11 protein-coding genes are annotated in these 13378 nt (G+C 35.8%); 8 read left to right on the top strand and 3 right to left on the bottom strand.

Annotated features, from left to right (window positions below):
* Positions 1-4: 4 nt before the first annotated feature.
* The 6 genes from leuC to LT143_RS11880 all read left to right on the top strand — a co-directional run bounded on the left by leuC (position 5) and on the right by LT143_RS11880 (position 6876).
* On the top strand, positions 5-1426 hold the full coding sequence (gene leuC / locus LT143_RS11905; protein WP_246943255.1) for a 3-isopropylmalate dehydratase large subunit: 1422 nt from the start codon (positions 5-7) through the stop codon (positions 1424-1426).
* Entirely contained in the window at positions 1423-2019 is a 597-nt protein-coding gene (gene leuD / locus LT143_RS11900) for a 3-isopropylmalate dehydratase small subunit (RefSeq protein WP_246943252.1), read from the top strand. Before leuC ends, leuD begins: the two co-directional genes overlap by 4 nt.
* An 82-nt stretch (positions 2020-2101) precedes the next feature.
* The gene (gene serC / locus LT143_RS11895) at positions 2102-3202 is read left to right on the top strand and encodes a 3-phosphoserine/phosphohydroxythreonine transaminase (RefSeq protein ID WP_246943251.1); all 1101 of its coding nucleotides are present in this window, start codon (positions 2102-2104) and stop codon (positions 3200-3202) included.
* A complete protein-coding gene (locus LT143_RS11890; RefSeq protein WP_246943249.1) occupies positions 3195-4361 on the top strand; it encodes a phosphoglycerate dehydrogenase in 1167 nt (388 codons plus the stop codon). The genes serC and LT143_RS11890 overlap by 8 nt, the downstream gene beginning before the upstream one ends.
* A 310-nt stretch (positions 4362-4671) precedes the next feature.
* Complete coding sequence (locus tag LT143_RS11885; protein WP_246943247.1) at positions 4672-5466, top strand: HAD family hydrolase; 795 nt, start codon at positions 4672-4674, stop codon at positions 5464-5466.
* Between the two features lie 171 nt (positions 5467-5637).
* Positions 5638-6876 carry a M20/M25/M40 family metallo-hydrolase gene (locus LT143_RS11880; RefSeq protein WP_246943245.1) on the top strand — a complete coding sequence of 413 codons (1239 nt, stop codon included), beginning with the start codon at positions 5638-5640 and terminating at the stop codon, positions 6874-6876.
* A gap of 108 nt (positions 6877-6984) precedes the next feature.
* Here the strand turns inward: LT143_RS11880 and LT143_RS11875 are convergent, their stop codons facing one another.
* The 3 genes from LT143_RS11875 to LT143_RS11865 form a co-directional block, all read right to left on the bottom strand.
* Positions 6985-8259, bottom strand: coding sequence for a hemolysin family protein (locus LT143_RS11875; protein WP_246943243.1), 1275 nt, complete (start codon positions 8257-8259; stop codon positions 6985-6987).
* A 146-nt stretch (positions 8260-8405) separates the two neighbouring features.
* Positions 8406-8600: an alpha/beta-type small acid-soluble spore protein gene (locus LT143_RS11870; RefSeq protein ID WP_246943241.1), complete on the bottom strand. Its 195-nt coding sequence runs from the start codon at positions 8598-8600 to the stop codon at positions 8406-8408.
* A gap of 525 nt (positions 8601-9125) precedes the next feature.
* Positions 9126-9956 (bottom strand): DUF4362 domain-containing protein, encoded by an 831-nt coding sequence (locus LT143_RS11865; protein WP_246943239.1) that lies wholly within the window; start codon positions 9954-9956, stop codon positions 9126-9128.
* 143 nt (positions 9957-10099) lie between these two features.
* Between LT143_RS11865 and LT143_RS11860 the strand changes: the two genes are divergently transcribed.
* Together LT143_RS11860 and LT143_RS11855 are read left to right on the top strand one after the other, a co-directional pair.
* Entirely contained in the window at positions 10100-12322 is a 2223-nt protein-coding gene (locus LT143_RS11860; protein ID WP_246943237.1) for a UvrD-helicase domain-containing protein, read from the top strand.
* 224 nt (positions 12323-12546) lie between these two features.
* Positions 12547-13020, top strand: a complete 474-nt coding sequence (locus LT143_RS11855; RefSeq protein WP_246943235.1) for a hypothetical protein — start codon at positions 12547-12549, stop codon at positions 13018-13020.
* Positions 13021-13378: the final 358 nt, after the last annotated feature.

Below are 13378 nucleotides of genomic sequence, written 5' to 3'. Positions count from 1 at the left end.
TAAAATGAAGCCCAAAACATTAGTAGAAAAAATCTGGGAACAGCACGTTGTAGTTCAAGAAGATAACAAACCAGACTTACTTTATATTGATTTACATTTAATACACGAAGTAACCTCTCCACAGGCATTTGAAGGTATCCGCCTTGCAGGAAGGAAAGTGCGTAGACCAGACCTTACTTTTGCAACGATGGATCACAATGTTCCAACATTAGACCCTTTTAACATTAGAGACGAAATAGCCTCTAATCAAATCGAAACTCTAAAAAAGAATTGTGAAGAATTCGGTATTACACTAGCCGATCTACATAGCTCTGAGCAAGGAATTGTGCATGTGATTGGACCGGAACTTGGGTTAACTTCACCAGGAAAAACCATTGTTTGTGGTGATAGTCATACATCCACTCACGGTGCCTTTGGAGCACTTGCTTTTGGGATAGGTACTAGTGAAGTAGAGCATGTTTTATCGACTCAATGCTTATGGCAAGCCAAACCGAAAACGTTAAAAGTAGATCTAATTGGTGAACGTCCTTTAGGAATTGCATCCAAAGACATTATCTTGGGCCTTATTGCTAAATTTGGCGTTGATTTTGGAACTGGGTATATCATTGAATACACGGGTGAAGCTATTAAACAGATGACTATGGAAGAACGAATGACTGTTTGTAACATGTCAATTGAGGCTGGCGCAAAAGCAGGTCTTATACAACCAGATGAGGTAACCTTCTCCTATTTAAGAGGAAGAAAGTATTCACCTCAAGGAAAAGAATTTGATAAGGCTGTTGAATATTGGAAGACATTACAATCTGATGAGGATGCCGTTTATGATCGAGTCCTTGAATTTGACATTAGCGAACTAGAACCACAGGTTACATGGGGGACTAATCCATCCATGGGTGTTAGTGTTAACGGGGTGGTTCCAAGTCCAAATGATGTGAACGACCCTGTCCAACAAACAACGATTCAAAAAGCTCTATCGTATATGGGCCTTGATGCTGGTATGAAAATTAAAGATATAGAAGTTGATTATGTCTTTATCGGATCCTGTACCAATTCTAGAATTGAGGATTTAAGAGAAGCAGCTAAAATTGTAGAAGGTAGAAAAGTTTCTTCTAATGTGACAGCACTTGTTGTTCCCGGTTCAAAACAAGTAAAGAAAAAGGCTGAAGAAGAAGGCCTCGACGAAATTTTTGTCAAAGCAGGTTTTGAATGGAGAGAATCAGGATGTAGTATGTGTCTAAGTATGAATCCCGATGTTGTTCCACCAGGTAAACGATGTGCTTCTACCTCAAATCGCAATTTTGAAGGAAGACAAGGTAGAGGAGCCCGAACTCATTTAGTGAGTCCAGCAATGGCAGCAGCAGCTGCAGTAACCGGTCATTTTGTCGACGTAAATGAATTTGTCCAAACTAGGAGTGTCGTATCATGAAACCATTTATCACTCATACTGGATTAGTTGCGCCTTTACCCGTTGCAAATATAGATACAGATCAAATTATTCCTAAGCAGTTCCTAAAGAGAATAGAAAGAACTGGTTTTGGACAATTTTTATTTTATGACTGGAGATTTCATGAAGACGGTACACCAGTTGAAGAATTTATACTAAATAACAAAGACTATCAGGGTGCTAGCATCTTGATAGCACATAATAACTTTGGTTGTGGGTCATCACGAGAGCATGCTCCATGGGCTTTACTTGATTATGGCTTTCGTGCAGTCATTGCGCCTTCATTTGCAGATATTTTCTATAACAATTGCTTTAAGAATGGGATGTTACCGATTGTACTTAAGGAAGAAGAAATTAATAATCTCCTTAGCCTATCAAAGGAAGGTCCATTCGAAATGACAATTGATCTAGAGAAGCAGAGTTTATCAGTAAAAGGAATGCTTGAGTATTCCTTTCAAACAGATCCTTATCGAAGAAAAATGTTATTAGAGGGTCTTGATGATATAGGTCTCACAGAGAAATTCAATAATGAAATATCTGCTTATGAACAAAAACGTGAATTACTCTTCAGCTAAAATGCGATAGAGAGGTAGGTGTTCCTGCTTCTCTTTTGTATTTCTAGATATTTTTCTGAATATATAGAAAAAGGTGATTAGAATGCAAGAAACTTATAATTTTTCAGCCGGTCCATCTGTTTTGCCAAAGCCTGTCCTTGAAAAAGTTCAAAAGGAGCTTTTATCATACCAAGGTCAAGGTATGTCTGTCATGGAGATGAGCCATCGTTCCTCCTATTTTGAAGAGATTATCCAACAAGCTGAGGCACTTTTCCGTCAACTAATGCACATCCCAGATAACTATAAAGTCCTCTTTATTCAGGGTGGGGCCTCCTTGCAATTCTCAATGGTCCCTATGAATCTTCTGCATACCTTTCGTCATGCCTATTATGTCAACACTGGATCCTGGTCTGAAAAAGCCATTCACGAGGCTAAGAAAATCGGTGAAGTAACAATCCTTGCCTCATCTAAAGAGCAGCAATTTACGAAAATTCCAACCCTTGAATCTCATACTTTGAAAAACAATGTGGATTATCTTCACATCACAACTAACAATACAATTGAAGGTACGAGGTACTCAACTATTCCTGATACAGGAGAAATTCCCCTCGTAGCAGATATGTCTTCGAATATTCTATCTGAAGTCTATGATGTTACGAAGTTCGGTCTAATCTATGCGGGTGCGCAAAAGAACATCGGACCTGCAGGGTTAACCGTTGTTATTGTAAGGGAGGATTTGCTTGGTTATTACCAAAAAGATAACCCGACAATGTTGAATTATGAGACCTATTCAAACTCCCATTCACTTTATAATACACCACCAACGTTTCCTATTTATGTCACCAGGCTTGTATTAGAATGGCTAAAGGATTTAGGTGGTGTGAAGGTAATGGAGGAAATCAATCGTGAAAAAGCTTCACTGCTGTACGACTTCATTGATGAATCTGCACTGTTTGTAAATCGTGTAGAAAAAGAAAGCCGTTCTCTCATGAATATTCCTTTTACGACTTCATCTGAAGAACTAAACAAGAAGTTTCTAGAAAAGGCTGGCTCAAGGGGATTAGTCACGTTAGAAGGACATCGTTCAACAGGTGGAATGAGGGCCAGTATCTATAATGCTATGCCACTTGAAGGTGTTCAAAAGCTCGTTGAATGTATGAAAGAATTTGAAATGGAGCATCGTTTGGAGGTAAAACATGTATAATGTTCAAGTTTATAATTCAATTGCAGAAAAAGGTTTAGCTGTTCTTAACCTAGCTTCATACAATGTAGGAAATGTAGAAGCAGCAGATGCCATTTTACTTCGTAGCTATAATCTTCACGAAACACCTATTGAACCCTCTGTAAAAGCGATCGCACGTGCAGGTGTTGGTGTAAACAATATCCCACTAGATGAACTAACAGAACAAGGGGTTATTGTCTTTAATACACCTGGTGCAAATGCAAACGCAGTAAAGGAATTAGTGTTAATGAGCTTAATTGCCTCTTCCCGCAATTTGTTCCGAGCGGTAGAGTGGACAAACAGTCTCCAAGGAGAAGGTGAAACGGTCCCGGAACAAGTTGAAACAGGAAAGAAAGAATTTGTTGGCACAGAAATACAAGGAAAGAGATTAGGGGTTATCGGGGTTGGAGCAATTGGTGTGTTAGTTGCAAACGATGCAACAGCATTAGGTATGGAAGTTGTGGCATATGATCCTTTTATTTCAGTTAATACAGCCTGGCAGCTATCAAGAGATGTACAGCGCGCCCATAGTCCAGAGGAAATTTTTCAAACTTGTGATTACATCACGATGCATGTCCCACTCACTGATCAAACGAAGGAAATGTTAAATGCAAAAACCTTTCAACAAATGAAACCAGGCATGAAGGTGTTAAACTTCTCTCGGGGTGAGTTGGTACATGAAGACGACTTAAAGCGTGCGATTGAGGAGCAAATTATTGATACCTACATTACAGATTTTCCTAATGAAAAACTACTAAGTATGAAGAATGTAGTAGCAATTCCACATTTAGGAGCATCTACACATGAATCTGAAGTAAACTGTGCGGTTATGGCAGCTACTCAGTTAAAACAATTTCTTGAGACTGGTAACATTCAAAATTCGGTAAACTTCCCTAATGTGTATCTACCTTACACTGGTAGAAGACGTGTGACGGTCGTTCATCAAAATATTCCAAACATGGTTGGACAAATTACATCTTTACTTGCAAGTCAATCCATCAATATTGCTGATATGATGAATCGAAGTAAAGGACAATGGGCCTATACTCTAATAGATTTAGATCAGGATCTTGAAAATCATGATGAAGTAATTGAACAAGTAATGAAAATTAGTGGTGTTCGACATGTTCGTGTAATCTAAAGGCTCTTTTCTAAAACTTTGTTGCTTTTCAATCATATAATTCAGCAATTTCGCCATATTTAATACGATTAAACTGATTTATTAATGGTTAGAAAAAGAGCAACTCTCTAGATTTAAAGCAGAGACTTTGTACTAACAAGTAAAAATCCGGCTTCCTAAGATTTTTACGAAAGCAACAATCTATACGAAAACAGCCAATCTAAAAAATGAGGTATCTTGAAGGTGCCTCATTTTAACCAAAGACTTTTTTTAGATTGTGGCTTTCGATACACTTACCAAAAGCCAACTATTGTATGAGGAGTTTTAAATAATGATTAATGCCATTCTTTTTGATCTTGACGATACTTTACTTTGGGACAAAAAAAGTGTAAAAGTAGCCTTCCATAAAACATGCCAACTAGCCGAGAAAAAGTATGGTGTTTCGCCTGAGGAGTTAGAGAATGCTGTCCGTGAAGAAGCAACAAAACTTTACTCATCTTATGATACCTATGAATTCACAAAGTTAATCGGTATAAACCCATTTGAAGGATTATGGGGAGAATTTCTAGATGACCATGATGAATTTCGTAAAATGAAAGATATAGTACCTAACTATAGGAAAGATGCATGGACAAGAGGTTTAGCAAAACTAGGGATTGACGATAAACAACTAGGTCAAGAATTAGCTGAAACATTTCCAGTTATTCGCCGGCAAAATCCGTTTCTATATGAGGAGTCTATGAATGTTCTAAATCAACTTCAAGGTACATACAAACTCTTATTACTAACCAATGGGTCTCCTAACTTACAAACAACGAAGCTTGATATTACACCAGAATTAGTTCCTTTTTTTGATGAGATTATTATATCTGGTGCATTTGGCAAGGGGAAACCCGATCCATCTATATTTGAACATGCACTTGATAAACTTGGAGAGATAAAAGAGAATGTAATCATGGTTGGAGACAATCTTATGACAGATATTCTTGGAGCCTCCCGAGTGGGTATTACAACCGTATGGATCAACCGTGAAAACATAAAAAAAACGGAGGTAATTCCTGACTATGAAATCACACATCTTGGGGAGCTTTTTCCAATACTTGAAAAAATGAATAGTAGTCATTGATAAAACACGAGAATTTAAACTCGTGTTTTTATTCATTGGCTGTTTTTATATAGCTTCTAAAAAATAGCGTATTTTTACCCGAAAGTATATAAAACAGTTACTTAATACTTCCTTGTTTGCCATATAAAGGATTGCTAGAATAAATATAAATTAGGTGAAGGGGACTAGAAGATGATTCAAATTAATGAAGAAATATCTGATATTATTATGCGGTTATTAACGGTAGATGAAGTAAAACAAGGTCTTCAATTTATTGAGAGGAATCAAGATGTAACACTTGAAGAACAAATTCGATTAACAGCGATTCCTTCTCCAACTTTCTATGAAGAAGAAAGAGGGAGTTATTTTATTGAGAAGTTTAAGGAACTAGGTTTAGAAAATGTAAAACGAGATCGTGTGGGTAATATTCTAGGTATTAGACCTGGAAAAGGAAAAGGGCCTCGGTTAGTCGTTTCAGCGCACCTTGATACAGTTTTTCCAAAAGAAACAGAGATTAAGGTATTAAAAAAGGATGGAAAAATATATGCACCTGGGATCTCTGATGACGGAAGAGGGCTAGCCGCACTATTAACTCTAATTGAGACTTTTCAGCATCATCAGTATGATACAGATGGAGATCTTCTATTCGTTGCTACAGTAGGAGAAGAGGGCTTAGGTGATCTCCGTGGTGTAAAAGCATTATTTGAAGATATGGATGACATTGACGGTTTTATATCCATTGAACCAGGTTCTCCATCAAGAATCATCTATTTAGCCACTGGAAGTCATCGCTACCGAATTACGTTTAAAGGACCTGGTGGACATAGCTATGGAGACTTTGGTACACCTAGTGCTATTCATGCTTTAGGTAGAGCTGTTTCATATATATCTAACTTGGAGGTTCCTCGTGAACCTAAGACTACATTTAACGTTGGACAAATTTCAGGTGGAACATCGGTAAATACCATTGCACAAGAAGCGAGTATGATCTTAGATATTCGCTCAACTTCAAATGAAACACTAGTAAATATCGAAGAAAGGATTATTAATGCCATTCACCTTTCAGTAACAGAAGAAAATCAGGGATGGGGAAAAGAAGGAGTTAAGGTCGAGATCGTGCTAGTAGGTGACCGACCAGCTGGCATACAGGATTCGAAATCCTCTATTGTTCAACTAGCATTAGCTGCCACTCAAGCAGTAGGACAGGAAGCAATGCTAATTGATCCGACAAGCACAGATTCAAACGTACCCATAAGCTTAGGCATTCCAGCTGTCACTTTAGGTGGAGGAGGAGAGTGCGGAGGCATACATACCTTGGAAGAGTGGTTTGATCCAACTGATGCCCATTTAGGAATACAGCAACTATTATTAACAACTCTAGGATTGGTAGGAATAGAGAACGTGTCAAAACCGGTATTGCGAAGAAAGTGATTGACTATAATTTTATTATGTTAACTAGAGTTAGTGATTTATTTTATAAAAATATGTGTACAATCCATTTTATAAACAATAAAAAGCCCTCAGATGGGCTTTTTATGTTTATTTATCAATCATTTCCTCTGATAATGGTTTAACGATTTCAACCGTTAACTTCTTTACACGGCGATTATTTACTTCATCAACAGTAACCTTTAAGTTTTCAAAAGAGAATGTATCACCGTTAGAGGGAATAGATTCAAAGCTTTCTAGCACCCAACCGCCCAGTGTATGATAAGAAGTATCAGGCAATTCAATTTGAAGAAGTTCAGCGAAATCTTCTAAAGGGTATTGACCATCAAATTTATACATATATTCATTCTTTTTTGTAATAAGACTTGTTTTTTCATCCTGCTCATCCCAAATCTCTCCAACAATCTCCTCAAGTATATCTTCTAATGTAAGAAGGCCCGCTGTTCCACCATATTCATCTAATACGATTGCCATATGAACCTTGCTTTTTTGTAACTTGGGTAAGAGGGTAGAGATCTTCATAGATTCTACGACAAAGACAGGATCACGAAGTAACTCGCGAATATCCACTTCATTGTACATTAATAAATGCGAAAATAATTCTTTCTCTGATAAGATTCCAATTACTCTATCAATACTTTCCTCATAGACCGGTACTCTTGAAAAACGCTCTTCGAAGAAAATCCTTTTAATTTCTTCAATAGGTTGGTTAACTTCAATTGCAACCATATCAGGTCGGGGAGTTAAAATCTCTCTCGCAAGAATGTCATCAAATTCCATAGAACGATGAATTAATTCCCGTTCTTCTTTATCTATAACTCCTTCTTCTTCGCTAATGTTAATCATTGCCTTTAGTTCTTCTTCTGTCACAGAAGGCATCTCATTTTCATTTTTAAAGAATTTGGAAACAAATTCTTTCAGCTTTATAAAAAAGAAGTTAAGTGGCGAGAGTAATTTAATTAGTAGCAACAATACACCTGAGATTGTGAGGGAGTATGATTCTGCTCGTTCCTTTGCTAATGACTTAGGAAGAATCTCACCAAAGATCAGGATCAAGATGGTCATCGTTACAGTGCTAATAACAAGTCCTGTATTACCACCGAATATATCAGTTGCAAGTTTTGCAGAAATACTTGCCGCTGCAATATTAACGATATTATTTCCTACTAATATAGTAGATAAGGCTTTATCGAAGTTCTCTGCTATATAATATGCTTGCTTACTTCCTCGTCTACCTTCATCAACAAAGTTTTTTAATCGAATTTTGTTTACACTTGAAAATGCTGTCTCAGCTGAAGAGAAGAAGGCAGATAAAAATATTAAAGTAAGTAGTAAAATAACAGAGAACAATGGTATATCGTCCAAAAAAAGTCACACCCTTAGAATTTTTTCTAGAAAAAGCCTAGACTTATTTCTTTATACTATGAGAGTGTGTTTTTGTAAAGCATTTACATCAATATTTACCAAAATGAAGAGACCCTATAAAAGGGTCTCTAAGACAACTGGACCAACTACTGTATTCCTTGGTCTTTGAGGTGTTGTTCTGCCATGGCCACAAGGCGCTTTGTCATTTCGCCTCCGACAGAACCATTGGCTCGTGCGGTCGTATCAGCACCAAGTTGAACTCCAAACTCATTGGCTATTTCTTGTTTCATTTGATCAAGAACATTTCCTGCACCAGGAACCAGAAGTTTGTTTCTTGCCATGATACATCACTCCCGACGAAGTTTGGAACCACAGAAAAAGTGGTTCGAAGTATAGGATGTCCGAATATCTAGAAATTATCAGTTATTTCTTGGGAAACCGCATAATTAGACGTATTTTTTAATATTTTCTACTTAAGATCGTGCTAAATCGAAAAAGTTGTAGAAATTTGAAATTTTCTGTAAACTTCTTCTCCCGAAGATAATTTAAAATAGTTATTTACTAAAACGTCTATAGATAACCTTCGAGATTAGAACTAGCAAAAGTAAAGGTAGGACAATCATAAAAAATATAGTCCAACTAATATTTAGAATAAAGGCAACATCGTCACATCCAATAGTTCCGCACTCTGTTTTCCTAAGACCATTCACATATACAGAATAAGCATACCCAATAAGTCGTGTCCCAAATAATGTAAACCAACAATAACTAGGACTATAAGTAATAGAAACTTATGCTTATTTTTCATCATTAATCACCTAATAATAGCTTTTCACAATACCTATTTATCATGATTTTTTTGGGAATTAATCTAATTCAGGTATAGATTGGTACATATTTGTTTCTTTCAATATTTCTATAATCCCGTCTGCAAGCTGCATCATCTCTATACCATCTTCACTTTGATCACAATTTGCCCAACTAAACTTTTTGAACCCACTGTTAATCCAAATATTCAATTCATATTCTTGTTTATTCGGTTGATTACATTTTGATGTTAAAGTTTTATCATTAAGGTAATTCGCATCTATCATAAGCTTATAAATCTTATTTAATTGTTCGTTAGTAAATTGAAAGTCAGCAACATTAACAGTATTATTCTCATTTAGTTTTAACTCTAATTTGTTTTCTTTTGTATTAATTTCAACTACATCGTTGGTTCCATATTTTAATTGAAATGCAAAGAAATTCTCTTTTTCAACATCATGTGACACGTAAACAAGCTCTATTTCATTATCGTTAGGACAACCTTTTACATTATAAGAAATCTCAGTTGAAGTTATCACTCGATCTATACTCTTACAGGGATATGTTCTAACCTCTGGTGAGCCATATTTATCTTCAGTCGTGTCAATCGTTACCATTATTTCTGAACCCGTAACGCTGATATCAAAATAGATTGGGTGACCTTCAACTGTATACTTGATAAGTCGGATTCGATCTTCTTTATGCTGATCGGCAAATAATACAAACTGATCTAATCTTTCTAGATTTTCAATGCTTGTGTGTTCCACTTTAACGACATCACTTGTAGGTAGAATGTTTTTTTGTACATGATGTTCAGTTTTAATTTCAGTAAAATGCTTACAACCAGTAAGAAGTAATAACCCAATTAGTACTCCATTTATCCATCTCATTTTTATCACACTCCAAATAAATTGACGTATAAATATATATAACGTTTCAATATTGTCACACAAATTTCCATTGATTCACCTATTAAAAAAGATTGATAGTTTGTTATACTTTTAAAGCAAAGATTTTTGAAATAGGTGATAGGATGCAACAACGATTATTTAGTTATCCATTCGGCATAAAGAATGGATTGACACCCTCTGCCCAATTAGCAGAGCCTACTAATAGTTCAACGATTATCTCTTCAATCGAAACAGACTCTTCTTATTTCAGAGCTATAGAAGAGAAGGGTATTTATTTAAATCCTTCACAAATAGAAGCAGTTCGCCATAAGGACGGTCCACTATTAACACTGGCAGGAGCAGGTTCTGGTAAAACTTCTGTGTTGGTTGCACGTACAGGTTACCTAATACAAGTTCATCATGTTCATCCACGCAATATTTTACTTGTAACGTTTTCAAAAAAGGCTGCAGATGAAATGAAAGAAAGAATTAGTTTATTACCAAATATGAATAGAGGACAAGCAAATGGTGTACAAGCTAGTACCTTTCATTCTTTTTTCCTTACTATTTTAAGAAGTAGAGGATACAACGAGGAAATTATAAGTAGCGATCGATATAGACAAATGATTTTAAAACAGCTCATGCGAGAAATAGGTTTAGGTGATTCATACCAGCCTGAGACCTTATTAGCCTTATTTTCTTCTTATAAAGTAAATTTAATTGAGGAACTTCCAGATAAAACGGAGGAAGAACGTCAAATTTATAAACTTTATGTAAGATACGAAGATTGGAAAGCCCGTCATCATAAAATGGACTTTGACGACATCCTCGTTAAGTCATATGAATTATTGAAGAACAATCCTTCTCTTGTCCATTTATTACAGAGTCGTTTTCATTATATTATGGTTGATGAGTTTCAAGATACCAACCTTATTCAATATGAGTTAATCAAATACATCACAAATCCTAATCAAAATCTATTTGTAGTAGGCGACGATGATCAAACTATCTATTCCTTTAACGGTGCTCGGAACGAATTTATATTGCAGTTTGACCAAGAATTTCCAAACTCAAAAACCATTACATTAGATATTAACTATCGTTCAACGTCATCAATTGTCGGGTTAGGAAATGAAGTTATTAAACATAATCAATATCGGAAAGTTAAAACATTGAAGGCAACGAAAGAAGGTTCTGTTACACCTATGTATAGCCGTCCATCCACTACAGATGATGAAGCAAAGTGGATAGTAGATAACATAAAAGAGAAAGTACAATCCGGTAAATACACTTATCATGATTTTGCCATCTTACATCGAGCTACAAGTAATAGTCGTGCTATTTTTGAACAGCTAATGATGGAGAAAATACCTTTTATTTACTACAGTGGGAACGATAAGCTCTTTTATGATCACTGGACTATAAAGCCTATAATTGACCATTTGAGACTTACTCTTAATCCTAGAAATTTTGATGCATTAGATGGAATGATTACCACTCTTTATATCCAACGTGAAAAAGCAATGGACTTTATTTGGAATCAAGAACAGAATGGTGCAAAAAAATATCCACTCATACATCTTGTCAACTTGCCAGGGTTAAGAAGTTTTCAAGTAGAAAAAATAAAAGAACGTATACGATTACTAAAAGAATTTGCTGAAGTTGATCCTGTACATGCTATAAAAAAACTTCGACAAACTTTCTACGATAAATATCTAGAAACAGAAGGTAAGCAGCAAGCAACTGTCCAAAAAGAAGACATGAAGGAAATGTTGGATGAACTTGAGTCATCCGCTAAACGATTTACTAAAATTGATGACTTTATTCGCTTTATTGAGGAAATAGTGGAACAGCATCAGCAGATGAAACAAGGGGCTATTTCTAATGACTCTGTTTCTTTAATGACACTTCATAAGGCGAAAGGTTTAGAGTTTCGTGCGGTATTTCTAATAGGTGCATCTGAAGGTATTCTTCCACATGTAACAGCACTGGAAGCAGGCAAGTTAGAGGTGATAGGGGCGAAAGGATCATCAGTTGCCAAGGATATTATGGAACGCGCCATTGAAGAAGAAAGAAGATTAGCCTATGTAGGAGTAACACGAGCGAAAGAAGAACTTATTGTGCTATCTCCAGCATTCTACAGAGGGAAAAAGGTAGAGGTATCTCGATTTTTCTTAGAGGCCTTTCAAAAAGAGGGGCAAACAAAAACTATAAGCAAAGAAAGTGAAACTGTATTAGCATGGATTTGTACGAAGGAAGGCTGTATTGCTTGGCAAAAAGTTACTAGTCACGAAGATGCTCAAACTGACAAAAAGGAGTGCCCGCTTTGTCATGCTACGATGAAAAAAGGAGCAAAAGAAATTTAATAGGAGTTATTTATGTTAGAGCCCATGAAAGTATAGATGAATACGTTTATTAATCTCCTTTATTTGGGAGATTTTTTTATGCGAAAGTCAAACAGACAAAGGATAATCTAGCGTTGTGTAGAACACTTAAGGTAGAATATGTAATCTCATTCTATTATGCTGACATTGTACTTGCTAGTGAAATACTATACGAAAATATTAAATAATAAAAAGGAGAAATAAATATGGAAACAAATGCACTTAGTCATAAACAAATCGCTGTTAAATGTTTTAATAAAGTATGGGATTACTTAGATCAAGATAACAGAACGGTTACTGAGGAAGAAGAAATGATACATTTATGTCATACTTCTTTTTGGCATTGGACTCAGGTAGAAGAGCATACACTTAAAAACCTATCCATTGGCTATTGGCAACTTTCAAGAGTTTATTCAATAGTTGGAAATGGAAAAGAAGCAATAACCTATGCCACACGGTGTGTGTCGATCAGTAAAGAAGGCGAAATTGAACCATTTTATATTTCATATGCCTACGAAGCCCTAGCGAGAGCTCAAGTACTAGTAAACCAAATTCAAGAGGCGGAAGAAAGTCTAAAACTTGCCGATCATTATAAACAATCCGTACCGACAGACTATCAAAAGGCATTAGAAGATGATATAGCCAATGTTAGAAAGCAGCTTCTTACAAATTTGACATGATAATCATTCATAAACTTTTCTCACAACAAGGCAGAGTAGATGAAGAACTTAATGTTGCCTTCTTGATTATCATAGAGTCTTACAAAAAGCTAAGGTGGAGAAAAATGATTGTTCTTTAACTTAACAGTCATTTTTCTCCACCTGTTATTTATTTAATTATTTATTCCCTCATAACTCATCATACATTGATTTTACTCTTTGATTGCCTAAATTCTTTTTTGAATAATGGCATGACTAGCATTTTTCATTTTTTTCGTCTAATTTTTGTGATTATCGCGTATTCCATCATTACATAGCCGTACTATTCATAATTAGTTTGAACAGAAAGAGACTCACTCATTACTTATGTTATGAGTTG

Origin of the sequence: Bacillus pinisoli (genome assembly GCF_023036475.1) — a bacterium.
In the GTDB taxonomy this organism is placed as follows: domain Bacteria; phylum Bacillota; class Bacilli; order Bacillales; family SA4; genus Bacillus_BS; species Bacillus_BS pinisoli.
The sequence above is the reverse complement of the archived record's forward strand: the minus strand, read 5'-3'. Positions and strand labels throughout refer to the sequence as shown.